The following is a 22,854-nucleotide window of genomic DNA, read 5'->3' as shown; positions in this document are numbered from 1 at the left end:
GGCGCTGTGCGTCACTGGATGGCGTTGACGGCCGTCTTGACCTTGCCCTGGATGTCGGCCGGCAGCGGCGCGTAACCCTGGGATTCGAGGTTCTTCTGGATGTCGTCGCCGGCGAAGTAGGTGAGGAACGACTTCACGGACTTGCCGATCTCGGCGTCCTTGTACTTCGAGCAGACGACCTCGTACGTGACGAGGACGATCGGGTAGGCGCCCGCTTCCTTCGTCGCGTAGTCGAGCTTGAGGCGCAGGTCGTTGCCCGTGCCGTCGATCTTCGCGGCAGAGATGGCCTTGGACGCCGAGGCGCCGGTCAGCTCGACGGCGCCCGCGCCGTTGTCGATCTTCGCGACCTGCAGCTCGTTGTCCTTCGCGGCCGACCACTCGGCGTACGTGATGCCACCGTCGGTCGACTTCACGGACGAGGTCACGCCGGCCGTCTTGGCCTTGCCTTCGCCCTTGCCCGTCCACTTCTTGCCGGGCTCGGCCGTCCACTTGTCCTTCGCGGAGGCGGCGAGGTACTTCGTGAAGTTCTCCGTCGTGCCCGACTCGTCCGAGCGGAAGAAGACCTTGATGTCCTTGGCCGGCAGGGTGACGCCCTTGTTGACCGCGGCGATCGCCGGGTCGTTCCACTTCGTGATCTTGCCGTTGAAGATGTCGGCGAGGACGGCCGGCGTCAGCGTGATCGGGTCCTTGACGTCCTTCAGGTTGTACGAGACGGCGATCGGGCCGGTCACCATCGGGATGTTCCAGGCCTCGGAACCGCAGGCCGTCTTGGCCTCGTCGGTCTCGATCTTGCCGTCCTTCGGCTTCGTCTTGAGCGCGGAGTCAGAGCCGGCGAAGTTGACCTGGCCGGCGATGAACTGCTTGATGCCGTTGCCGGAACCGGTCGCGTTGTAAGTGACGTTGTTGTCGCAGGTCTTGCCGTACTTCTCGATGGCGTCCTGGATCGCGTTGTCCTGGGCGGAGGAACCCTCGGCCTTCAGGTCCTTCTTGCCGCAGTCGGCCGAACCCGAGTCGCCGCCGGACTTGGCGGCGTCCGTCGCGCTGGAGCCTGCGGACTTGGCGCCGTCGGTGGCGGAGTCGGACGACTCGCTGCCACAGGCGGACAGGGCAAGGGCGCCGGCCAGCGCGACGCCGGAGATGCGGGCGATGCTCGTGATCTTCACGGGATACAGACCTCTCGTCACAAAGTATTTCCGGGCACGTGCCTGGACGCTTGGAACCTAGGTCGTTCACGTGTCGCGAATCCCCCTTCGAGGTAAACGTTGAGTGAACGCAGTCTGAGGGGTGTGAGAGGCCTTGGGCAGTGGGAGATTGCCGGTCGGAATCGGTGCTCAGCGTTCCCGGGGTGGGGTGCGCAACCGCTCCACCGAGACGATCCGCGCCTCCTGGCCGCCACCGAGGACCTGGCAGACGAGCACCTCGCCCTTGTCCATCCCGTGCGCCTTGATGTGGTCGAGGCAGCGACGCGTCGCCGACCCGGTCGACGCGAGTGCGGACAACCCCGCCACGAGATCGGGGATGAGGGGGCGGTGAGTGCACAACGCCGTCGCATCGGCGCGCTCGAGGGCGCGCGTCAACTGGCGGGCGGCCTTCTCAGGACGAGCGGCGAAGGTCTCCTCCGACAGCGCGCTCCTCGTCTGCAACCGCGTCCCGCTCGCGGACGTGAACGGCTTGACCGTCTGCACGCACCGCGTCGACGACGACGACACGACGCGCTCAGGAGCCCACGCCCCGAGGACGGGGACGAGCGCAGCGGCCCGTGCGCGGCCGCGCTCGCTCAGCGGGCGGCGGGCGTCGTCGTCACCCCGATACGCGGCGCGCGCCTGGGCGTGGGCGTGACGCACGAGCAGCAGCGGCCACGTCTCGAGGCGGCCGTCACGCTCGGCTTCGAGCAGGGCGTCGAGGGGGATGCGGTCGCGTGCGTAGGTGAGCGTTCGTCGAGCCGTCTCGACGTCGAGCCAGCGCACCTCGTCGACCTCGTGCTCGAGCACTCCGCTGCCGCCGACGACCTGGGCGGCCCAGTACCGGACGAGCTTCGTCGCGCCGTTGTCGAGGCCGTAGACGAGCTCGGGCAGGGGGATGCCGAGACGCACCTGCAGCCCCGTCTCCTCGAGCACCTCACGCGCAGCGGCCTGAGCGAACGTCTCATCGGGGTCGAGCTTGCCCTTCGGCCACGACCAGTCGTCATAGCGCGAACGATGAACGAGCGCCACCTCGATGCGGCTGCGGCGGCGGCGCCACACGAGCGCCCCGGCAGCAGGCACCAGCTCGGGGTTCCTGCCGCGCGTCACCGCCGGCGGGCCTTGCGACGACGCTTCGAGTACGCCTCGATCAGATCGGCCTGGTAGTCGTTCTTCGGCGCGCCGTCGGGCGTGAGGTTCTCCCGGATCCAGCGGCCCTCGGCGTCGAGACGCCACGACGAGGTCTGCGGGCTCATGCCGGTGGCGACGAGGTCGACGACCGTCGCGACCTGGCGCTCGTCCGTAAGCCGCACGAGCGCTTCGACGCGGCGGTCGAGGTTGCGGTGCATCATGTCGGCGCTGCCGATGTAGGCGATCGGCTCCTGGCCCTCGACGTCGAAGACGAACACACGGCTGTGCTCGAGGAAGCGCCCGAGGATCGAGCGCACCTCGATGTTCTCGCTCAGTCCGGGTACGCCCGGACGCAGCGCGGAGATGCCGCGCACGAGAACGTTGACCTTCACCCCGGCCTGCGAGGCGCGGTAGCAGGCGTCGATGATCTGCTCGTCGACGATAGAGTTGACCTTGAATGACACGCTCGAGGCCTTGCCGGCCCTGGCCGCCTCGATGCACCGGTCGATCTGCTCGATCAAGCCGGAACGCACCGAACGCGGCGCCACGAGAAGGCGCTTGAACTTGGCGCGCGGCGCCATGCCCGACAGCTGGTTGAACAGCCGGCCCAGGTCCTCGCCCACATCGGGGTCAGTCGTGAGCAGCCCGAGGTCCTCGTAGAGACGAGCCGTCTTGGGGTTGTAGTTGCCGGTGCCGACGTGGCAGTAGCGGCGGATGCCGTCGCCCTCATGCCGCACGACGAGGCACAGCTTCGCATGCGTCTTGAGCCCGACCATGCCGTAGACGACGTGCACGCCCGCGCGCTCGAGCTTGCGCGCCCACGTGATGTTGTTCTCCTCGTCGAAGCGCGCCTTGATCTCGACGACGGCGAGCACCTGCTTGCCGGCCTGCGCTGCGTCGATGAGTGCCGAGATGATCGGCGAGTTGCCGCTCGTGCGGTACAGCGTCTGCTTGATGGCGAGCACGTCTGGGTCGGCTGCGGCCTGCTCGACGAACGCCTGCACCGACGTCGAGAACGAGTCGTAGGGGTGGTGCAGCAGGATGTCGCTCGAACGCATCGCGCCGAGGACGTCGGGGGCCTCGGAGCGCTCGACCGGCGCGAGCAGCGGGTGGGTCTTCGGCATGAACCGTGGCCACTGCAGCTCGCTGCGGTCGAGATCGGCGATGTCACCGAGGCCGCGCAGGTCGAGCGGCTCGGGCAGGCGGAAGACCTCGTCGTCGCTGACGCCCAGCTCACGCGTCAGCAGGTCGAGGACGTGATCGTCCATGTCGTCGGCGACCTCGAGACGCACCGCCGCGCCGAAACGGCGTCGCGTCAGCTCCTTCTCGAGGGCGGTGAGCAGGTTCTCGGCGTCGTCCTCCTCGACCTCGAGATCCTCGTTGCGCGTGACGCGGAAGGTGAATTGCTCGTGCACCTCCATGCCGGGGAACAGCACGTCGAGATGCTCGGCGATGACGTCCTCGAGGGTGACGAAGCGCGCGTCGTACAGCGGGTCCTCGCCTTCGCCCGTCGGCAGCTTGACCATGCGTGGCAGCAACGGCGGCACCTTCACGCGAGCGAAGTGCTCGCGGCCCGTCTTGGGGTCGATGAGCAGCACCGCGAGGTTGACCGACAGGCCCGAGATGTACGGGAAAGGATGCGCCGGGTCGACGGCCAGCGGGGTGAGGACGGGGTAGACCTGCGCCTCGAAGTAGGTGCCCAGGTAGTCACGGTCCGCGTCCGTCAGCTGCGAGAGCTTGAGCAGGCGGATGCCCTCATCCTCCAGGGCCGGGCGGACCTGGCGCTGGAAGATGCCGGCGTGCAGATCCATGAGGTCGTGCGAGGCGCGCGTCAGGTCGTCGAGCAGCTCGCGCGGTTCGAGACCGGACGCCGAGCGCACCGCGAGGCCGGCGGCGATGCGGCGCTTGAGGCCCGCCACACGCACCATGAAGAACTCGTCGAGGTTCGACGAGAAGATCGACAGGAAGCGGGCGCGCTCGAGCAGCGGCACGTTCGGGTCGGTCGACAGCTGCAGGACACGCTCGTTGAACTGCAGCCACGACATCTCGCGGTCGAGGAAACGGTCTGCGGGCAGCTCCGGCTCGTCAGCAGAGGCGGTCTTCGTCGACTTCGCCTTCTCCGTCGTGGCCGCCGAGCGCGCGACGTTGCGTGGACGAGAGGCCGCGCGTGGCTTGAACCGGGCGACGGCCGTCGACGGAGACGAGGGAGTAGTCTCGGGCGGCGAGTCGTCGGCGCGGCCCGCATCCTGCGGTTCCTTGGAGGCGGCGGTCTTGGGCGCAGTGCTCATGGCTCTATCTTCACATCGCCCGGGCAGGCGTGTGGACGTACATCACGTCGTGAGCAGCACGGACGAACCCACGCCGCGTGTAGGTGGCCTTGGCCGGTTCGTTGTCGCCCTCGACGTAGAGCTCGACGCTGCTCGCCCCCGCGTCACGCAGGTGAGCCAGGCCGAGGGCAGTGAGCGGCCCGGCGATGCCTCGTCCTTGCCACTCGGGTGCGACCGCGACGACGTACACCTCGCCGGCCTCGTCGCCCGGCTCGTGCTTCGTCCAGTGCGAGGCGACGAGCTCTCCGCTCGCCTCGTCCCACACGAGGATCAGACCCGCCGGGTCGAACCACTCCTGCGCCTCGCGCTCGCGGAAGTCGGCGAGCGTCATACGCCCCTGTTCGGGGTGATGCGCGAAGGCGCGCGCGTTGAGATCGACCCAGGCCTGCGCCTCGCGCTCGCTGCCGTCGTAACCGCGCGCGACCAGACCCGCGGGGAGTGCGACGTCGAACGTCTCGTCGGCGGTGAGCGGACGCGTCATGCGCCACAGCTCGCGCGCCTTGCGCGCACCGAGGCTCGCAGCGAACGCCTGGGCAGCGGGCAGATCGCCGTGGGCCCAAAGGCGTACGGGCGTCGCAGTATCGCTCCTGGACTCGTCCAGGGCCACGAGCAGAGCCCGTGCGACACCCGCGCGGCGGGCGTCGGGCGCCGTCACGAGATCGCATCCGCTTGCATCTGACTGCGCGTCGACGAGCACGCCGACCGGTGAGCCCTCCCGGGAGGCGACGAGGACGCGGGCCGGTGGCGCGAGGCGCTCCAGCGCGAACAGCGACTCCTCGTTGAGGGCAGCCACACCGTCGCTCTTCGCCGCGGAGCGCGCGAGCGCCAGCACGGCGTCGACCTCGTCGGGGCGGGCCGGGTGGACGTCGAGGTTCTGTGCGTCGATCTTCATGGCGTTCACGCTAGCGCGCACGGGTGACAACCGCGGAACGACGGGAGATGCAGAAGCCAAGATCGCGCCGGGAGCGCTGCTCGCGTCGGCCCGCACGGAAGCGTCACGCGCCGTTCACGCCACCATCGACGAAGCGGTACCCGACGTTGCGGACCGTGCCGATCGACGTCTCGTGCTCGGCTCCGAGCTTGGCCCGCAACCGTCGCACGTGGACGTCGACGGTACGCGTGCCGCCGTAGTAGTCGTAGCCCCAGACCTCTTGCAGCAGCTGCGCGCGGGTGAAGACCCGCCCCGGGTGCTGCGCGAGGTGCTTGAGCAGCTCGAACTCCTTGTAGGTGAGGTCGAGCGACCGCCCACGCACCCGCGCCGAGTACGACTCCTCGTCGATGACGAGGTCGCCGGCGGTGATCTGCGTGTTCGCCTCGTCGGGCTGCGAACCGGCGCGGGCCAGAGCCAGACGGATGCGGGCGTCGACCTCGGCGGGGCCCGCGACATCGAGGACCACGTCGCTGATCAACCACTCGGGGGTCAGTGCGACGAGGCCGCCCTCGGTGAAGATGGCGAGGACGGGCGTACCCGGCCACGCGGCCTCGACCATGCGGGTGACGCCGCGCATCGCGACGAGGTCGGTGCGCGCGTCGACGATGACGACGTCGGCGTCGAGCGGAGCGGCGAGCCGATCCGGGTCGGGCGTGCTCACGCGCACCCGGTGGCTCAGCAGCCCCAGAGCAGGAAGCACCTCGACGCTCGCGCCGCGAGCCGTCGTCAGAAGCAGGAGGTGCGCCACGCGTCAAGACTACGGTTAGCGTGGAGAGGCTGCAGGAGCATGGTCGAAGGATGGAACATCGGATGACGACAGACGTGGACGCTCGCCCGAGTGTGCGGGTGCGCTACTGGGCGGGTGCGGCGCAGGCCGCCGGGTGCGACGAGGAGAGCCTGCCGCTCGCGGTGGGTGAGGCGCCCCAGAGCCCCGAGATCACCGGCCGCGACGTACGCACGCTCATCATGCGGGCCCACCCCGACATCGAGGCCGTGCTCGCACGCTGCAGCCTGCTGCACGGCGGCCGTCGCCTCGCCGATGACGCCTCGTTCGAGCCGGCAGACGTCGTCGAGGTGCTGCCCCCGTTCGTCGGGGGATGAGCCGTCAGGGGATGAGCACCGGCGCGCGGGATGCGAGGATGGGCGCGTGACCTCCGCCAAACCACCGACGCCGTCGATGCGCGCCTCCGGCGCGTGCGCCGGAGCTGTTGCGTCCGCCGCGATCTGCGCGGCGTCCTTCGCGCCGGTGACGCTGATCGCGCTCGTCTTCGTGGTACTCGGATGTGGCCTCGCATGGGGGTGGCCACGACTGGTCAACCTACCGAGCCCGCGCGGGACGACGTCCGTGCTGACGGGCACCGCCGTGGCGCTCGCCGTCACGATGCTCGCCAGTGGCGCCGGGGATCGCACGCGGTGGGCCGGTGCCGTCCTGTGCGTCGGGCTCATCGCGAGCTTCCTGCACCAACTGCTGCGCGAGGACGGGCGTCCGCGCCTCGTCATGACGCTCGCCGGCACGGCGCTCGGCCTCGGCGTGCTCGGGGCAGGCGCCTACTTCATCGACGCCGCCGACTCGTCCCAGACGCGCCACCTCATGCTCGCCACAGGCCTCGCGACGCTCGTCGGCAGCGTCCTCGACGGCGTGGCGGGGGCGACGTCACGGCGCCTTGAACTGGGTGCGGCGCAGTGCGTGCTCGGCGCGATCGCCGGGTGCGGCGCCGTCATCGCGGGCGCATCGGTCGCGTCGGCCGCCCTGGCTGGTGGCGCGGCGGGCCTGTTGTCGTGGGCGTGCCTGCGTACGACGGTGACGCTCGCGACGTCCGCCCACACGCGGGCGCAGCTCGCCGCGGGGTGTGCGTGCGTCCTCGTCTGTGGCCTCGTGCCCGTCGCGGTGGCGCGTCTCGTCTGAGCGCCCGCAAGCCCGGTTGTCCGCACCAGGTCGTCGGCACGATTGCCGCTCGAACCACCACGGACGCCGATGGGCGCCGCACCCGGTGAGGGAGGCGGCGCCCATCGGCGCGTCAGGCAGGAGCGCAGAACGTCAGTCGACGCGCTTGAGCTCGGCGGAGGCGTAGCTCTGCAGCGGTTCGCCGTTGAGCGCCGCGTCGTAGGCCCACATGAGGTTGGAGTTGACGTAGCCGAGCATGCGCGCGCCGGCCGTGTACTCGGGCGCCTGCGGCGAGCGGATGACGCCGTCGGTGCGCAGTTCGATCTTCGCGGGGGAGGTGTTGCCGTAGTACATCTCCACGATGCCGCTCGGGTGCGTCACCATGAACTCGACCTCGTTGTTCTCCAGCGGGCGCCAGTAGCCGAACTCCGTGTCGATGGCGTCCGTTTTGTTGCCCTGCTCGTCGAGCTTCCACATGCGCGAGTGCCACTCGAGGAAGGGGCGCTCGTCGTGGCTGACGACGAGTTCCTGGCCGAAGTTGGCCGACTCCATGCCGGGGTAGCCGATGACACCGGCGCCCTCCCAGCGGCCGACGAGCCAGGCGAGGGGGGCGAGTTCGATGGGCATGTTGACATCAAGTTCGAAAGGCACGGCACCAGGTTATCCGGTGACGTGCCTCTCGATCGAGCCGCGCGCAGGGGCTTTCCGCATCCTGGGCCTCAGCTCGCAGCGCCCACGCGCCCGTTCGGGACGCCGGACATGTCGTCCTTGCGCAGGCCGTCGCTCAGCTTCTCGAGGCCTGCCTCATCGACGTAGTCGACCGATCCTGCGGCGCCCTCGTTGCCGAAACCGGTGTACGGCGCCGTGTAGAAGGTGATGTTCTGCGTGTCGAGGTCGCGCAGGCTGTAGGCGAGGCTCGTCATGTACCCAGAGGTGAATCCGTCGTCGACGGCCAGGTTGTCGGAGATGTCGCCGACGAGCTTGGTGATGGTCACCGGGTTGGTCAGGACGCCCTGGGTCTTGGCTTTCTTGAACATGGCGAGAATCCAGGCCTGCTGGTTCTTGCCACGGTCGATGTCGCCGTTCTTGAGCTGGTGACGCTCCTGGACGTAGTGGCGCGCCTGGGTGCCGTTCATGTGGTTCATGCCCTTGGACCAGCTGCCGTATCCCTTCTCGTCGAAGGCCTGCGGCACGTAGATGTCGACGCCGCCCATGTCGTCGGTGAGCTTCTCGAAGCCCTTGAACCCGATCTGCGCGACGTGATCGATGTGGACGTTCGTCGCCTTCTCGATTGTCTGGATGAGCAGGGTCGGGCCGCCGTACGCGTAGGCGGCGTTGATCTTGTTCTTGCCGTGGCCCGGGATGTCGACGTAGTAGTCGCGCGGGAAGTGCACGACGGAGACCTGCTTGCGGTCGTTGCTGATGTGGACGAGCTGGATGACGTCGGAACGGCTTCCGTCACGCAGGCTCGTGTTACGGCTGTCCGAGCCGAGCAACAGGATGTTCTGGGCGTCCCCGGCCGCGGCGTCTCGCGTCACGTTCGAGCTCGGCAGGAGCTTCTCGCGCGAGACGTTCGAGTCGAACACGTACTTGAGGTACAGGAAGAACCCGCCGATGACGAGGGCGACGATGAGCAGCAGCGCGAGCAGCGTGTAGAGCAGGACACGCAGCTTGCTACGCCTCCGTCGCCGGCCGGGGGCCTTCGTCGCGCGGGAGCTGGCACCGTCGCTCGTCTCGCCCGTCGCGCTCGTGCCGTCGTGGGGCGAAGGGCCCGGGGTGCCGGGCGCGTCGTCGGCGTGCGGCATCGAGGTCTCGTCTGACATGGCCCCAGCATAGGTGGGCCGACCGAGGCTCACCTGGGAGCCGCGCGGACCCGCGCGTACGGTGGTGCGGTGAATGATATGCAGCCCCTGCCCCCTGAGGTCTCGGACGCGGACCGGGCCACGAATCCGGACACCGTCGACGCCGCCCATGCCGGCGCGACGACGAACGCCCCCGCGTCGCAGCATGAGGCGGCCCACGCGGGCGACCGCTCGCCGTCCCTCGACCTGCCCGGCGCCGTGGCGGCCGACGGCGTCTGGGCGTCGGTGCCCGCCCACTACGGCAACCCGGTCGCCGAGCAGCGTGCGCTCGAGCAGGGCCGGGCTCACGTCGACCTGTCGGCCCGCGGCGTCGTGCGGGTCGCCGGCCCCGACCGCCTCTCCTGGCTGCACTCGATGACGACGCAGCACCTCGCCGACCTGGCGCCGTTCACCTCGACGGAGACGCTCGTGCTCAGCCCGCACGGGCACGTCGAGTTCGCCCTGCACGTCGTCGACGACGGCGAGGCGACGTGGCTGACGACCGATCCCGGCCGCAGCGCCGAATTGGCCGCATGGCTGCGACGCATGCAGTTCATGCTGCGCGTCGAGGTGGCAGACGTCTCCGACGAACACGCAGTCATCGGTGAGGTGAACGACGAGGAGTCGACCCCCGAGCAGGTGCGGGAGACCGGCGTCATCGCCTGGCGTGACCTGTGGCCGGCGCTCGGCCCCGTGAGCGCGGCGTACGGTCCGAGCGCGCAGCACCCTGGTTCGGAGCGTCGGTGGCGCGAACTCATCGTGCCGCGCGAGCGGTTCGAGGCGGTCTTCGCCGAGGCTCAGCCGGCGGGCCTGTGGGCCGCGGAGGCGCTGCGCGTCGCGGCCTGGCGACCCGACGGGCTGCTCGAGGTCGACCACCGGACCATTCCGCACGAGCTCGACTGGCTGCGCAGCGCCGTGCATCTGCAGAAGGGGTGCTACCGGGGGCAGGAGACCGTCGCCCGCGTCCACAACCTGGGTCGCCCGCCGCGGCGGTTGGCGTTCGTCCATCTCGACGGCAGCGACCACACGCTGCCCGAGGTCGGCGCCGAGGTCATGGTGCCCGGAGCCCCCCGTGCTGCGGGTCGGCTGACGTCAGTGGCGCGTCACCACATCGACGGGCCGATCGGCCTCGTCGTGCTCAAGCGTTCAACCCCAGCCGACGCGCCGCTGCTGATCGGCGGGGTGGCCGCCGCGCAGACCGTCATCGTCGCGCCCTGAGTGTTCGCGGCCGTGATGCTCGGGGCGGGGTCAAGGGGTCCTGACCGTGCAGGGTCTCAGATGAGTCTACCGGGACGGGATGCAAAAAATGTGATTCATGTCACAAAACCGATGGGTAGCGGTTGTCTGTATTGGCCATAGGGGTGGAGCTGTCACCCCTATGAGGCCGCAAAACGGCCCTGAAGCGTGTGGGGGTCCACTCCCACGGGTGAGATCCGAGGGGCGGGTGACGCGGAGGAGACCCCCAGGTTGCATCCTGTCCAGACCCCTTTCGCGGCCGGGGGTGGTGACAGCGGCCAGGAAAAATGATCGGCTGATGCCAAGCCGCACGGCGACCTGGACGGATGCGAATCCGGTCGGATCGGCGTGCATCCGCCATCACGAAGGAGAACGAAAATGCTTTCCGTTGACGACGTTCTGGCCACCCGATCCGGCAAGGCCTACGACAGCGACGGCGACAAGATCGGTTCGGTCGGCGAGGTCTACCTGGACGACCAGACGAGCCAGCCCGCCTGGGTCACGGTCAACACGGGCCTGTTCGGTACCTCCGAGTCCTTCGTCCCGCTCGAGGGCGCCCGCGTGGAGGGTGAGGACCTGCACCTCCCCTACACGAAGGCCAAGATCAAGGACGCCCCGCGTCAGGACGCTGACAAGCACCTCGACGTCGAGCAGGAAGAGGCGCTCTACCGCTACTACGGCCTGTCGAACGGTGGCACGACGCACGACGGTGACCGTCGTGACTTCGACGGCCGCGACGCCGCTGCCGCCGGCACGGCCGGAACCGCCGGTCACCACGACCACGACGCCAAGGACCGTGTGGAGGGTCGCGTCGACGAGGCTCGCGCCGACCACGAGTTCCGCAAGGAAGAGCACGACGAGCGTCGCGTCGAGCGTGACGAGCGCAACCTCGAGCGCGACGAGAACGGCGTCGTTCTTCACGAGGAGCGCCTCAACGTCGCCAAGGAGCGTCGTGAGGCCGGCAAGGCTCGCCTGCGCAAGTACGTCGTCACCGAGCAGCAGCAGGTCGAGGTCCCCGTCACCCGCGAAGAGGTTCACGTGACCCGTGAGCCCGTCAACGAGCGCGTCGACGGCAATGTCCAGCTCGGCGAGGAGACGCAGACGGTGACGCTGCACGAGGAGCGCCCGGTCGTCGACAAGGAGACCGTCGCCACCGAGCGCGTCGGCCTCGACGTCGACCAGGTCCAGGAGACGCAGCGCGTCCAGGCGGAGGTCGGTCACGAAGAGGTCCGCGTCGAGAACGGCGTCGAGGGCACGCGTGGCACCGACGGCGTCCGCGACGGTGACGACCGCTCCTTCGCCGACAAGGCCAAGGACAAGGTTCGCGACGTGAAGGACAACCACTGAGGTTGACCGCATCTAGCCTCGGCTAGTCGCAGACGAAGGCCCGTCGCTCCCTGGGGGAGTGACGGGCCTTCGTCATGCCCGCGCCAGCCCGTAAGGTCGGAGCATGAGTTCGCCCACCGCTGATCAGATCACCGCGATGCTCGCCGGGGCGCCGGTCATGGCCCGCGTCGACCGCTCAGGTTTCGTCGAGTCCGTCCATCGTGCGCTCGCGTGCGTCACCACTGCCGAGGGGGTCGTTCAGGCCGCGTGGGGCGAGCCGGACGCCGTCATCTATCCTCGCTCGTCGAACAAACCGTTGCAGGCGCTCGCGATGGTGCGTGCCGGCCTCGATCTGCCGCCGCAGCTGCTCGCGCTCGTGTGCTCGAGCCACTCGGGTGAGCGCTTCCACCTCGAGGGGGTGCGCAGCATCCTCGAACGGCACGGCCTGAGCGTCGAGGACCTGCAGAACACCCCCGACCTGCCGTACGACGACGTCGATCGTCGCCAGTGGCTGCGTGAGGGCCGCGAGCCCGAGTCGCTGGCCCAGAACTGCTCCGGCAAGCACGCCGGCATGCTCGCGACGTGCGTCGTCAACGGCTGGGACACGACGACGTACCGCGACGTCGACCACCCGCTGCAGCGACTCATGGCCACCACGCTCGAGCAGATCGCCGACGACACCGTCGAGGCGACTGGCGTGGACGGTTGTGGTGCTCCCGTCATGACGCTGAGCATGGACGGGCTGGCGCGTGCCTTCGGGCGACTTGCCGCGGCGGCGCCCGGCAACGCAGAGGCGCGGGTGGCCGACGCGATGCGCGCCGCGCCGCGCTACCTCGGGGGCACACGCCGCGACGTCACGAAACTCGTCGAGGGCGTCGATGGCCTCATCGCGAAGGACGGGGCGGAGGCCGTCTACGCGATCGGCCTCGCCGACGGACGCGGCGTCAGCGTCAAGATCGCCGACGGCTCCCAGCGCGCGCGCCCCGTCGTGGCTGCGGCGATCCTGCGGGCGATGGGGGTGGACGCGCCGGTGCTGGACGATCTCGCGTCGGCACCGATCCTCGGCCACGGTGAGCCCGTGGGCGCTGTCACGGCCGTGCTGCCGGAGCCGACGACGGGTTCGCTCGCCGCGGCGCACCGATGAGGGCCGTCCTGCAGCGAGCGCTCGAGGGGAGCGTCAGCGTCGCGGGCGAGGTCGTCGGCCGACTCGACGCGCCGGGTCTCGTCGTCCTGCTCGGCGCCACCCATGACGACGGCGGCGCCCAGGTCGCGGCGATGGCGCGCAAGATTGCCGGGTTGCGCATCATGCCCGGGGAGGTCAGCGTCAGCGACCTGCACGCCGGCGACCTCGAGACAGGTGAGGCGTGCACCCGCCTGCTCGTCGTCAGCCAGTTCACCGTGTACGGCGACACGCGCAAGGGTCGGCGCCCGTCGTGGGGAGCGGCTGCGCCGGGTGAGGTCGCGGAACCGCTCGTCGACGCCGTCGTGGCGGCGCTGCGCGGCGAGGGGTTGCGCGTGGCGACGGGCCGCTTCGGCGCTGACATGCGTGTGAGCCTCGTCAACGACGGGCCGTTCACCGTCGTCGTCGACGTATGAGGGCGACGTCCCCGGCCGCCACCTCGAGAACGCCCCGTCCGGCGCGGGTTGTCGGACCTCTCGCCTAGGCTGGAGGCATGGAGGTCATCTCTCAGATCCAGGCGTACGCGATGGTGGCGCTGGGCGTCATCGTGCTCGGCGTCGAGATCTTCGCGCTCATCGAGGCCGCGCGCGGTTCGGCGATCATGTATCAGGTGCACGGCAAGCTCTCGAAGCCCGCCTGGTTGGCGATCACGGCGGTCGCCGTCCTGCTCGGTTTCATCTCGCTGCTGCGGCCCGTCAGCCTGCCGGGCATCATCGGCATCGTCGCCGCCGGGGTGTTCCTCGCCGACGTCCGACCCATCGTCCGACCGAACAAGCCGAATTCCAACGGCCCGTACGGCCCCTGGTGATCCGCGGTGGCTGCTGAGTTCGTCGACGGCCCGAGCGGCCCGCTCGAGGTGGTGCGCTCCGGTCGCGGGGAGCCGGTGACGGTGTTCGCGCACGGCATGGGCGCCTCCATCCCCTCGACGCGTCCGTACGCCTCGGGCGTCTCGGGCACGCGCGTCTTCTTCCACTTCCGTTCGCACGGCCGCTCGGCGCCGGCGTTCGACGGGTGGGACTACGACCACACCGCCGACGAACTCCTGGCCGTCAGCGACCATGCCGCGGCGACGCGGGCGCTGGGTGTTTCGATGGGTGCCGGTTCGATCCTGCGCGTCCTGCTGCGCGACCCACGACGCTTCGAGCGGGTCGTCCTCGTGATCCCCGCCGTCGTCGACTCGCCGCGCAACAGCGCGGGCCTCGTGCGCTACGAGGCGATGGCGCAGGCCTCGCGTGACGGCGACGCCGCCACGATCCGTGCCCAGCTGGAGCGCGAGCTGCCGGCGTCGGCGCGTGGAAGTGACGCGGCGCAGGCCTGGGTCGATCAGCAGACCGAGGTGTTCCTGCGCCCCGGCATGGCCGAGGCGTTGCGCGACATGCCGCACGCCGTCCCGGTCGCCGACGTCGAGGCGCTGCGCGGCCTCGAGCTGCCCGTGCTCATCCTCGCCCAGCGCGGCGACGAGGTGCACCCGGTGAGCTCGGCCGAGCGTCTCGCACAACATCTGCCGAACGCGCGTCTCGAGGTCTTCGACGAGCACGGGCTGCTGTGGGGGCACCGCGCGCGGGTGCGGAAGGTCGTGGGGGAGTTCTTCGACGACCCCGCCGACGACATACGATGACGCCCGTCATGGGTGCAGTGGGGGAGGGGGCGCCGTGCTGAAGTTCGAGCCGTTCATCAAGGATTACGCGTGGGGTTCGCGTGAGGCGTTGGCAAGCCTCGCCGGGCGCGCGCCGAGCGAGGAACCCGAGGCCGAGCTGTGGGTGGGGGCTCACGAAGCGGGGCCGGGCACGTTCGATCAGGGGGGGCGTCGCTGCGGCCTCGACGAGCACATCGCGAGCGACCACGCCCACCATCTCGGTGCCCGCTCGCGTGAGCGTTTCGGCGACCGTCTGCCGTTCCTGCTCAAGATCCTCGCGGCCGACAAGGCCCTGTCGATCCAGGCGCACCCGGACGCGAGCCGCGCGGCGTCGGCGCCGGAGGGCACCTACTCCGATGCGTGGCCGAAGCCCGAGGCGTGGATCCCCCTCGTCGAGAGCGAGGCGTTCGCCGGCTCGTTGCCCTTCGCGCAGGTGCAGGAGCGCCTCCGCGCGCTCGGCCTCGTGAGCCTCGAGGCGATGATCGACGCCGCGCGCGGCACCGAGCGTCCCGAGCACGCGCTGCTCAGCATGATCCTCACGCTCGAGACGGAGCGTCAGGGCCCGTTCGTGCAGGAGGTCGTCGCGGCGCTCGAGAGCGTCGTCAAGACGATCGAGGACGACGCCGAGGCGCGCGCCCTGCGCACGGTCCTCACCGTGCACGAGCAGTTTCCGGGCGACATCGGCGTCGTCGTCCTGCTCACGATGCAGCACCACCTCATGACGCCCGGGCGCAGCTACTTCATCGGCGCTGGCGTCCTGCATTCCTTCGTCCGCGGCACGAGCGTCGAGATCCTCGCGAACTCGGACAACGTCGTCCGCGGCGGGTTGACGCCGAAGAAGGTCGACGTCGCCGAACTGCTCGCCATCGTCGACGTGTCGACGCCCGTGACGGCGGACGAACCCCGGCGCCCGCAGCCCGGGATGGCGCGATACCACTCCGAGGTGCCGCACTTCGCGCTGTGGGAGCTTCGACCTCAGAGTGAGCCCCTTGACGTGCCCGCCCACGGCGCGCCCGGTCTCCTGCTCGCGCTCGATGCGCCCGTCAGCGTCGAGTGCGCCGACGAGCGTCTGGTGCTCGGGCCCCTGGAGTGCGCGTGGTGGCCGGCGGGCGACCCACCGGCGAGCGTCACCGGTGAGCGGGGCGCGAGGTTGTTCGTCGCGACGCTCAACGACGAGTGATGCGGGCGCCGTCGTCCGCGGGTGCCACGGCTGCCCAGGCGACGGTGATCTCGCCGAGGCGCCAGCGGTGGACGTCGTCGAGCAGCGGCCAGCCCGACGCCCGCATCGCGCGGGCCGTCGCGATGAACCGCTGACGAGCCCCGTGCGGCGCCAGCGGCGCACTGAGCGTCCAGTGGTGTGACAGTGCAGCGAGGTAGTCGTGGATGCGCTCGCCGGGCACGTTGCGGTGGATGAGGGCCTTGACGAGCCTCGGGGCGATGTCCGCGGGGTCGGCGAGGCCCGCGAGGCGGTAGGAGAGCGTGAGGCTGACGGGCCCGCTCGCCTCGAGCGCCACCCACGTCGAACGGCGCCCCAGCTCGTCACACGTGCCGTCGAGCAGCAGCCCGCCCGGCGCCAACCGCTCGAGCACGTGCGCCCAGGCGCCGGCCACCTCGCTCTCGTCGTACTGACGCAGCACGTTCGCGGCCCGCACGATGACAGGGCGCTCGCCGCCCGGTAGCGGCACCTCGAAACCGCCACGGGCGAAGCTCAACCCCTCGAGCGGCGTGCGCGCGATCAGTCGGCGGCCCATCTCGACGCGGCTCGGTTCGATCTCGATGCCGACGGTGCGCACGTCACGGCGCACCGCGCGCAGTCGCGTGTGCAGTTCGACGGCGGTGATGGGGGAGGCCCCGTACCCGAGATCGACGACGACGGGCGAGCCCTCCGAGCGGCGCAGCCGCCAGGCCTGCGGCCCCGCCAGCCACCGGTCCTGACGGCGCAGCCGGTTGGCGTTGGTCGTGCCGCGGGTGACGGCGCCGACGGGTCGGGAATGCACGTGGCGAATCTACCGTTGCCGATGGCGTGGACGAACCCGACGTGAACGATGCCGCTGCCCGCGCGTGGCCACCGAGCGCCCCCGCCGCACCGTCGGACGGGCGCGGAGGAACGAGTCCGGCCACCTCGGCGTCCGGTGAGGCTCCAGAGCGCGAGGTCAAGCACGTCGCCATGGTGAGCGTCCACACCTCACCGCTGTCGCAGCCGGGGACGGGTGACGCGGGCGGCCTCAACGTCTACGTCGTCGAGACGGCGAAGCGGCTCGCGCAACGCGGCGTCGCCGTCGACATCTTCACGCGGCGCACGAGCGCGTCCGTGGGTGAGCAGGTCGAACTGGCGCCCGGCGTGACCGTCCACCACATCGCCGCCGGGCCGTACGAGGGGCTCGGCAAGGACGATCTGCCGGGCCAGCTGTGCGCGTTCGCGGCCGGCATGATGCGGGTCGGCGCGTCGAAGCCGGAGGGGTACTACGACCTCGTGCATTCCCACTACTGGCTCTCGGGCCAGGTCGGGTGGCTCGCGGCCGACCGGTGGCGGGTGCCTCTCATCCACACGATGCACACGATGGCGCGGGTCAAGAACAGTCAGCTCGCCGCGGGTGACACTCCCGAGCCGGCGGGGCGCGAGATCGGTGAGGAGCAGGTCGTCGACGCGGCCACGACGCTCGTCGCCAACACCCCCGGCGAGGCCCGAGAACTCATCGACCTCTACGGAGCCGACCCGGCGAGGGTCACCGTCGTCACCCCCGGCGTCGACCTCGACGTGTTCAGCGCGGGCGACGACATCGTCGCCGAACGTCATGCTGCGCGAGCGGAACTCGGCTTCGAGGAGGACGCTGACGTCGTCCTCTTCGTCGGCCGCATCCAGCCGCTCAAGGCGCCCGACGTCCTCGTGCGTGCCGTCGCTCGCATGATCGAGGACGCCCCGTGGCGCCGCGAGAAGCTGCGACTCGTCATCGTCGGCGGGCCGTCGGGCTCAGGCCTCGACAAGCCTCTCGCGCTGCAGGCGCTCGCACGCGAGCTGGGCGTCAAGGACGTCGTCGACTTCGTGCCGCCCGTCTCGCGGCGCGAACTCGTCACCTGGTTCCATGCGACGGATGTCGTCGCGGTGCCGTCGCACAGCGAGTCGTTCGGGCTCGTCGCGATCGAGGCGTCCGCCTCCGGCACGCCCGTCGTGGCCGCAGCGGTCGGTGGGCTGCCTACGGCCGTCGGAGACGGCGGCGTCCTCGTCGACGGCCACGACCCGGCGACGTGGGCGCAGGAGCTCGCTGCATTGCTCGACGACCCGCCACGCATCGATGAACTGGGCCGTCGCGCCGCCCGCCACGCTCAGGACCACAGCTGGGACGCGAGCGTCGACAAGCTCCTCGCCGTCTACGAGGACGCGTGCCGGCGGGAGACGAGCTCCGACATCGACGCCTCCCGTGCGCTCGCCGGTGTACCCAGCGCCATCGTGCCGTGACGGTCTGACGGTCTGAGCGTGCGACGGCCTGACGGTGCGAAGGCCTGACCGGGTGATGCCGCGAGCGGCGACGGCCGCGTAGGTTGGTGTCATGTCTGACGCTGACCTGGTCGAAGCCGCCACCGCCCTCGTGCGCGAATGGTTGGAGGAATCCGGCCTCGAATGGGATCTCGGGGCGCGCGAGCGCGAGTTCGTCGTCACGCTGCCGGGGGAGAAGAAGCTCAAGACGGTCGTCTCGCTCGTCGTCGGGGATCGCACGCTCAAGGCGATGGCGTTCGTCGTGCGCAACCCCGACGAGAACCACGAGGACGTCTACCGGCTGCTCCTGCAGCGCAACCTGCGCCTGCCGGGCGTCGCCTACGGCATCGACTCCTCCGGCGACGTCTACCTCACCGGCCGACTGCCGCTGGCGGGGCTCGACACGGCGGGCCTCGACGTCCTGCTCGGCGCGATGCTCGAGGCGAGCGACGGCATCTTCAACGACGTCCTCGCGCGTGGCTTCCTGTCGTCGATGAAGAAAGAATGGCACTGGCGCGTCACGCATGACGAGTCGACGCGCAACCTCGACGCCTTCCGCCACCTCCTCGAGAACGACCGCGACGACGAGGCTAGGGCGGACGATGAGGCAACGGCGAAAGATCCGACCACCGAGCCGTGACGCCCCACCCTCACACGGGCGTCGGCGATAGGCTGGAGGCATGACGCACACGCTGATCCTGCTCCGTCACGGAGAGTCCGACTGGAACGCCAAGAACCTGTTCACCGGGTGGGTCGACGTGCCCCTCACCGACAAGGGCAGGGCCGAGGCCACGCACGGCGGTGAACTGCTCGTCGAGAACGGCATCCTGCCCGACGTCGTCCACACGTCGCTGCTGCGCCGCGCCATCATGACGGCCAACCTCGCACTCGACGCAGCCGACCGTCACTGGATCCCGGTCAAGCGCAGCTGGCGCCTCAACGAGCGGCACTACGGCGCCCTCCAGGGCAAGAACAAAGCCGAGACGCTCGCCACGTACGGCGAAGAGCAGTTCATGACGTGGCGCCGCTCCTTCGACACGCCCCCGCCGCCCATCGAGAAAGGCAGCGAGTGGAGTCAGGACGCCGACCCGCGCTACGCCGACCTCGGTGACGACGCGCCGCTGACGGAATGCCTCAAGGACGTCATCGAGCGCTTCCTGCCCTACTGGCACGACGAGGTCGTCCCCGACCTGCAGGACGGCAAGACGGTGCTGCTCGCCGCGCACGGCAACTCGCTGCGCGCCGTCGTCAAGCACCTCGACGGCATCAGTGACGACGACATCGTCGGCGTCAACATCCCCACCGGCATGCCCCTCGTCTACGAACTCGACGACAACTTCGAGCCCGTCACCAAGGGTGGACGCTACCTCGACCCCGAAGCCGCCGCCGCAGCCGCTGCCGCCGTCGCCAATCAGGGCAAGAAGTAAGCACCCGCATCTGATGAAGCCCGCCACACCGATCGGTGTGGCGGGCTTCATCAGATCTGGTGCCCAGCGCGCGTTTTGTTTTGCGCGCTTCGTCAACGCTCGCCGACGCTGGAACTGGCTGGCCTCGCAAGCTCGGGCCCCAGCCCCGCGACGACGAGCTTGATCCTCAGCGCGCGTTTCCTCTTGCGCGCTTCGTCAACGCTCGCCGACGCTCGAGCTGGCTGGCCTCGCAAGCTCGGGCCCCAGCCCCGCGACGACGAGCTTGATCCTCAGCGCGCGTTTCCTCTTGCGCGCTTCGTCAACGCTCGCCGACGCTCGAGCTGGCTGGCCTCGCAAGCTCGGGCCCCAGCCCCGCGACGACGAGCTTGATCCTCAGCGCGCGTCGCGCGAGAGGCCCTCGTCCGGGTTGCCGTAGCGACCCGTCACGAGGTACACGATGCGGTCGGCGACGGCCACGGCGTGGTCACCGAAGCGCTCGTAGTAGCGCGACAGCAGCGTCGCGTTGACGCCGGCCTCCATGCCATGCTGCCAGTTGTCGAGCAGCGTCGTGAAGACCTTCTTGTGCAGCTCGTCCATCGCGTCGTCGATACGGCCGATCTCGACGGCCGCGTAGACGTCCTTGGACGAGATCGCATCACCGGTCGCCTTGACGAGACGCTGACCGACGGCCGCCATCTCGGCGATGATCGGGCGCATGTCGTCGGGGATGGCGAGGTTCGGGGCCGCCATGCGGGCGACCTTCGCGATATGACGGGCGAGGTCGCCCATGCGCTCGATGTCGGAGCTCATGTGCATCGCCGTGACGACCATGCGCAGGTCGGTTGCGACGGGCTGCTGGCGAGCGAGCAGGTCGACGGCGAGGTCGTCGATCTCCCGGCGCAGCGTGTCGATGTCGTCGTCGGCGGCGATGACGCTCTCGGCGACGGTGCGATCGCCCTCGAGCAGGGCGGTGGTGGCCCGCTCGAGAGCGGTGGCCACCATCGTCGTCATCGTGACGAGCTGGTCGGAGATCTTGTCGAGATCCTCGTGGAATGCGTCGCGCATTCGCGTCCTCCTCAGGCTGGCTCCGTGGAGCGCGTGCAGGCATGGCGGATGACCACCCTGCGGTGGTTCCCAACAGACGTTTCCATGACCTCATGAACGAAGACAAGCGCGAAGGTGAACATCCGGCGACATGTGCGAGGCGCCCGCGCTCAGGGCGCCGCCCGCGGCCATGGTGTGCGTACCCTTGCCCTGTGTCAGACCTCCTCGCCCTCGCCGCCGGTGCAGCCGTCGCCGCCCCGTTGGCCCTGGGCGGGGGATACGCGCTCGGTCGGCGTCCCGAACGACCGCCGCAAGGGGAGACGAGGGGCGCGGCGACAGCCGTGGCCGCGCCGAGCCTGATCGACACCCCTGCCGCGTCGACGACCGACCTCGTGCCGCGCATGCTGTCGCAGGACGCCGCGCGCCTACTGCGCCTGCTGCGCTCGGGTTGGCTCCTCGTCGACCGTTCTGACCGCGTCGTCGCCTCGAGCGAGGACGCCTCCGCCCTCGGACTCGTGCGCGACGTCGACCTGCGGCACGAGGAGATGAAGCAGGTCGTGCGCCTCGCACGTCGCGAACGCCGCACCGTCGAAGGCGACCTCGACCTGCCGCGCGGCCCGATCGACGACGCCCGCGTCGACCTCGGCGTCCGCGTCACCCCCCTCAACGACGACCTCGTCGTCGTGCTCGTCGAGGACAGGACGCAGGCGCGTCGCATCGAGGAGACGCGCCGCGACTTCGTCGTCAACGTCTCGCACGAGCTGAAGACGCCCGTCGGCGGGTTGCGGTTGCTCGCCGAGGCCGTCGAGGACGCCGCGGACGACGCGGAGGCCGTCGCGCGCTTCGCCGGCCGCATGAAGACGGAGACGGTGCGCCTCGCGAACCTCGTGCAGGAGATCGTCGACCTGTCGCGCCTGCAGGGCGCCGACACCGTCGCCGCGGCCAAGCCCGTCGACCTCGGCGAGTGCGCCGTCCGCGCGACGGAGGAGACACGGCTGCTCGCCGAGAGCCGCAACATCGAGGTGCTGCTGCGCGCCGACGAAGAATCGCACGTCGTCCTCGGCGACGAGAACCTGCTGACGACGGCCATCCGCAACCTCGTGAGCAACGCCGTCAACTACTCGCCGGCGGACACGCGGATCTCCGTGGTCGTCAGGACCGACGACGACGATGTGGCCGTGCAGGTCACCGACCAGGGAATCGGATTGTCCGCGGCCGACGTGGAGCGCATCTTCGAACGCTTCTACCGTGTCGACCCCGCACGCTCGCGTCAGACCGGCGGAACCGGGCTCGGGCTCGCCATCGTCAAGCACGTGTGCGCCAACCACGGCGGCCGCATCCGCGTCTGGAGCGAACCGGGCGTCGGTTCGACGTTCGAGATGCAGTTCCCCTGCTGGAGCGCCGAGCGCGAGCACCACCTCGCCGACCCCGACGCGCCCCTCACCCCCTCAGCCCGCCCGGTGCTCGCGACGAGCGGCGCCCCGACGAAGGAAGTCCAGTGACCCGCATTCTCATCGTGGAGGACGAGGAGTCCTACTCGGAACCGCTCGCGTACATGCTGAAGAAGGAGGGCTACGAGGCCGTCGTCGCAGCCACCGGCCCCGAGGGCATCGACACCTTCGAGCGCGGCGGCGCGGACCTCGTCCTGCTCGACGTCATGCTGCCCGGCATGTCGGGCGTCGACGTGTGCCGCGAGCTGCGCAGCCGCTCGGGCGTGCCCATCATCATGCTGACGGCGAAGGACAGCGAGATCGACAAGGTCGTCGGTCTCGAGATGGGCGCCGACGACTACGTGACGAAGCCGTACTCCGGGCGCGAGTTGCTCGCGCGCATCAAGGCCGTTCTGCGCCGCCGCGGCGAGGCGGAGGCGGGCGAGAGCGACGAGCTCGTCGTCGGGCCCGTGGCGATGGACGTCGAACGTCACGTCGTCACTGTGGGGGGCAAGGGCGTCGCGATGCCGCTCAAGGAGTTCGAACTGCTCGAGATGCTCATGCGCAACGAGGGGCGCGTCCTCACTCGCATGCAGCTCATCGACCGCGTCTGGGGCAGCGACTACGTCGGTGACACCAAGACCCTCGACGTCCACATCAAGCGCCTGCGCGCCAAGATCGAGCCCGACCCCGGCTCGCCACAGCACATCCTGACGGTGCGTGGGCTCGGCTACAAGCTCGAGGCCTGACGCGGCGGACCCTGCGTACCACCCGCAGCCCCGGCGCACGACGAAGGCCGGCATCCCGCGCAGGATGCCGGCCTTC

The 22,854-nt window shown here is 70.0% G+C and carries 23 protein-coding genes; 14 read left to right on the top strand and 9 right to left on the bottom strand.

Annotated features, from left to right (window positions below; all coding sequences use genetic code 11):
* Positions 1–11 precede the first annotated feature (11 nt).
* The 5 genes from pstS to EDC82_RS11555 form a co-directional block, all read right to left on the bottom strand.
* Entirely contained in the window at positions 12–1,163 is a 1,152-nt protein-coding gene (pstS, locus tag EDC82_RS11575) for a phosphate ABC transporter substrate-binding protein PstS (protein ID WP_074041001.1), read from the bottom strand.
* Between the two features lie 168 nt (positions 1,164–1,331).
* The gene (locus EDC82_RS11570) at positions 1,332–2,264 is read right to left on the bottom strand and encodes an NUDIX hydrolase (protein WP_354082681.1); all 933 of its coding nucleotides are present in this window, start codon (positions 2,262–2,264) and stop codon (positions 1,332–1,334) included.
* A gap of 23 nt (positions 2,265–2,287) precedes the next feature.
* Positions 2,288–4,600, bottom strand: a complete 2,313-nt coding sequence (locus tag EDC82_RS11565) for an RNA degradosome polyphosphate kinase (RefSeq protein WP_115297003.1) — start codon at positions 4,598–4,600, stop codon at positions 2,288–2,290.
* Positions 4,601–4,610: 10 nt separating this feature from the next.
* Positions 4,611–5,531 carry a mycothiol synthase gene (gene mshD, locus EDC82_RS11560; RefSeq protein ID WP_040014911.1) on the bottom strand — a complete coding sequence of 307 codons (921 nt, stop codon included), beginning with the start codon at positions 5,529–5,531 and terminating at the stop codon, positions 4,611–4,613.
* 103 nt (positions 5,532–5,634) lie between these two features.
* Positions 5,635–6,318, bottom strand: a complete 684-nt coding sequence (locus EDC82_RS11555) for a response regulator transcription factor (RefSeq protein WP_038569345.1) — start codon at positions 6,316–6,318, stop codon at positions 5,635–5,637.
* A gap of 62 nt (positions 6,319–6,380) precedes the next feature.
* Here EDC82_RS11555 and EDC82_RS11550 point away from each other — a divergent pair, with 62 nt between their 5' ends.
* Both EDC82_RS11550 and EDC82_RS11545 read left to right on the top strand, forming a co-directional pair.
* Positions 6,381–6,671, top strand: coding sequence for a MoaD/ThiS family protein (locus tag EDC82_RS11550; protein ID WP_131941621.1), 291 nt, complete (start codon positions 6,381–6,383; stop codon positions 6,669–6,671).
* Positions 6,672–6,717: 46 nt separating this feature from the next.
* Positions 6,718–7,476, top strand: a complete 759-nt coding sequence (locus tag EDC82_RS11545; RefSeq protein ID WP_131941619.1) for a hypothetical protein — start codon at positions 6,718–6,720, stop codon at positions 7,474–7,476.
* Between the two features lie 132 nt (positions 7,477–7,608).
* Here EDC82_RS11545 and EDC82_RS11540 read toward each other — a convergent pair whose 3' ends face one another.
* Both EDC82_RS11540 and EDC82_RS11535 read right to left on the bottom strand, forming a co-directional pair.
* Positions 7,609–8,106, bottom strand: a complete 498-nt coding sequence (locus EDC82_RS11540; RefSeq protein WP_038569341.1) for an FABP family protein — start codon at positions 8,104–8,106, stop codon at positions 7,609–7,611.
* Positions 8,107–8,174: 68 nt separating this feature from the next.
* Positions 8,175–9,278: an LCP family protein gene (locus tag EDC82_RS11535; RefSeq protein WP_050786567.1), complete on the bottom strand. Its 1,104-nt coding sequence runs from the start codon at positions 9,276–9,278 to the stop codon at positions 8,175–8,177.
* Between the two features lie 78 nt (positions 9,279–9,356).
* Between EDC82_RS11535 and EDC82_RS11530 the strand changes: the two genes are divergently transcribed.
* The 7 genes from EDC82_RS11530 to manA all read left to right on the top strand — a co-directional run bounded on the left by EDC82_RS11530 (position 9,357) and on the right by manA (position 15,854).
* Entirely contained in the window at positions 9,357–10,514 is a 1,158-nt protein-coding gene (locus tag EDC82_RS11530; protein ID WP_131942084.1) for a folate-binding protein YgfZ, read from the top strand.
* 396 nt (positions 10,515–10,910) lie between these two features.
* Entirely contained in the window at positions 10,911–11,879 is a 969-nt protein-coding gene (locus tag EDC82_RS11525; RefSeq protein ID WP_131941615.1) for a DUF2382 domain-containing protein, read from the top strand.
* A gap of 103 nt (positions 11,880–11,982) precedes the next feature.
* On the top strand, positions 11,983–13,002 hold the full coding sequence (locus tag EDC82_RS11520) for an asparaginase (protein ID WP_131941613.1): 1,020 nt from the start codon (positions 11,983–11,985) through the stop codon (positions 13,000–13,002).
* Positions 12,999–13,454, top strand: coding sequence for a D-aminoacyl-tRNA deacylase (gene dtd / locus EDC82_RS11515; protein ID WP_131941611.1), 456 nt, complete (start codon positions 12,999–13,001; stop codon positions 13,452–13,454). Before EDC82_RS11520 ends, dtd begins: the two co-directional genes overlap by 4 nt.
* Positions 13,455–13,531: 77 nt before the next feature.
* Positions 13,532–13,846: a DUF2516 family protein gene (locus tag EDC82_RS11510; protein ID WP_006946484.1), complete on the top strand. Its 315-nt coding sequence runs from the start codon at positions 13,532–13,534 to the stop codon at positions 13,844–13,846.
* 6 nt (positions 13,847–13,852) lie between these two features.
* Positions 13,853–14,656 carry an alpha/beta fold hydrolase gene (locus tag EDC82_RS11505; protein ID WP_131941609.1) on the top strand — a complete coding sequence of 268 codons (804 nt, stop codon included), beginning with the start codon at positions 13,853–13,855 and terminating at the stop codon, positions 14,654–14,656.
* A 34-nt stretch (positions 14,657–14,690) separates the two neighbouring features.
* Entirely contained in the window at positions 14,691–15,854 is a 1,164-nt protein-coding gene (gene manA, locus EDC82_RS11500) for a mannose-6-phosphate isomerase, class I (protein ID WP_074045664.1), read from the top strand.
* Here manA and EDC82_RS11495 read toward each other — a convergent pair.
* Positions 15,841–16,671, bottom strand: coding sequence for a class I SAM-dependent methyltransferase (locus EDC82_RS11495; protein WP_131941607.1), 831 nt, complete (start codon positions 16,669–16,671; stop codon positions 15,841–15,843). The genes manA and EDC82_RS11495 overlap by 14 nt on opposite strands.
* A gap of 26 nt (positions 16,672–16,697) precedes the next feature.
* Here EDC82_RS11495 and mshA point away from each other — a divergent pair, with 26 nt between their 5' ends.
* The 3 genes from mshA to EDC82_RS11480 all read left to right on the top strand — a co-directional run bounded on the left by mshA (position 16,698) and on the right by EDC82_RS11480 (position 19,576).
* Positions 16,698–18,131, top strand: coding sequence for a D-inositol-3-phosphate glycosyltransferase (gene mshA / locus EDC82_RS11490; protein WP_131941605.1), 1,434 nt, complete (start codon positions 16,698–16,700; stop codon positions 18,129–18,131).
* Between the two features lie 91 nt (positions 18,132–18,222).
* On the top strand, positions 18,223–18,789 hold the full coding sequence (locus EDC82_RS11485) for a YbjN domain-containing protein (RefSeq protein WP_131941603.1): 567 nt from the start codon (positions 18,223–18,225) through the stop codon (positions 18,787–18,789).
* 40 nt (positions 18,790–18,829) lie between these two features.
* Positions 18,830–19,576 (top strand): phosphoglyceromutase, encoded by a 747-nt coding sequence (locus tag EDC82_RS11480; protein WP_131941601.1) that lies wholly within the window; start codon positions 18,830–18,832, stop codon positions 19,574–19,576.
* Between the two features lie 372 nt (positions 19,577–19,948).
* Here the strand turns inward: EDC82_RS11480 and phoU are convergent, their stop codons facing one another.
* Positions 19,949–20,620, bottom strand: a complete 672-nt coding sequence (gene phoU, locus EDC82_RS11475; protein WP_115297011.1) for a phosphate signaling complex protein PhoU — start codon at positions 20,618–20,620, stop codon at positions 19,949–19,951.
* Positions 20,621–20,811: 191 nt separating this feature from the next.
* Here phoU and EDC82_RS11470 point away from each other — a divergent pair, with 191 nt between their 5' ends.
* Positions 20,812–22,101: a cell wall metabolism sensor histidine kinase WalK gene (locus EDC82_RS11470; RefSeq protein ID WP_235006217.1), complete on the top strand. Its 1,290-nt coding sequence runs from the start codon at positions 20,812–20,814 to the stop codon at positions 22,099–22,101.
* Complete coding sequence (locus EDC82_RS11465) at positions 22,098–22,778, top strand: response regulator transcription factor (protein WP_115297013.1); 681 nt, start codon at positions 22,098–22,100, stop codon at positions 22,776–22,778. Before EDC82_RS11470 ends, EDC82_RS11465 begins: the two co-directional genes overlap by 4 nt.
* Positions 22,779–22,854 lie beyond the last annotated feature (76 nt).

This window comes from Dermacoccus sp. SAI-028, from assembly GCF_004346775.1.
GTDB classification, from domain to species: domain Bacteria; phylum Actinomycetota; class Actinomycetes; order Actinomycetales; family Dermatophilaceae; genus Dermacoccus; species Dermacoccus nishinomiyaensis.
Note: the sequence above shows the minus strand (reverse complement) of the source record. Positions and strands in the feature narration are given on the sequence as shown.

What these genes read in the sequence shown, in the direction of transcription:
- dtd (WP_131941611.1), top strand. Translation starts at nt 12,999, where the DNA reads ATGAGGGCCGTCCTGCAGCGAGCGCTCGAGGGGAGCGTCAGCGTCGCG.
- EDC82_RS11535 (WP_050786567.1), bottom strand. Translation starts at nt 9,278, where the DNA reads ATGTCAGACGAGACCTCGATGCCGCACGCCGACGACGCGCCCGGCACC.
- EDC82_RS11530 (WP_131942084.1), top strand. Translation starts at nt 9,357, where the DNA reads ATGCAGCCCCTGCCCCCTGAGGTCTCGGACGCGGACCGGGCCACGAAT.
- EDC82_RS11510 (WP_006946484.1), top strand. Translation starts at nt 13,532, where the DNA reads ATGGAGGTCATCTCTCAGATCCAGGCGTACGCGATGGTGGCGCTGGGC.
- EDC82_RS11480 (WP_131941601.1), top strand. Translation starts at nt 18,830, where the DNA reads ATGACGCACACGCTGATCCTGCTCCGTCACGGAGAGTCCGACTGGAAC.
- EDC82_RS11550 (WP_131941621.1), top strand. Translation starts at nt 6,381, where the DNA reads ATGACGACAGACGTGGACGCTCGCCCGAGTGTGCGGGTGCGCTACTGG.
- EDC82_RS11565 (WP_115297003.1), bottom strand. Translation starts at nt 4,600, where the DNA reads ATGAGCACTGCGCCCAAGACCGCCGCCTCCAAGGAACCGCAGGATGCG.
- EDC82_RS11520 (WP_131941613.1), top strand. Translation starts at nt 11,983, where the DNA reads ATGAGTTCGCCCACCGCTGATCAGATCACCGCGATGCTCGCCGGGGCG.
- phoU (WP_115297011.1), bottom strand. Translation starts at nt 20,620, where the DNA reads ATGCGCGACGCATTCCACGAGGATCTCGACAAGATCTCCGACCAGCTC.
- EDC82_RS11485 (WP_131941603.1), top strand. Translation starts at nt 18,223, where the DNA reads ATGTCTGACGCTGACCTGGTCGAAGCCGCCACCGCCCTCGTGCGCGAA.
- mshD (WP_040014911.1), bottom strand. Translation starts at nt 5,531, where the DNA reads ATGAAGATCGACGCACAGAACCTCGACGTCCACCCGGCCCGCCCCGAC.
- EDC82_RS11525 (WP_131941615.1), top strand. Translation starts at nt 10,911, where the DNA reads ATGCTTTCCGTTGACGACGTTCTGGCCACCCGATCCGGCAAGGCCTAC.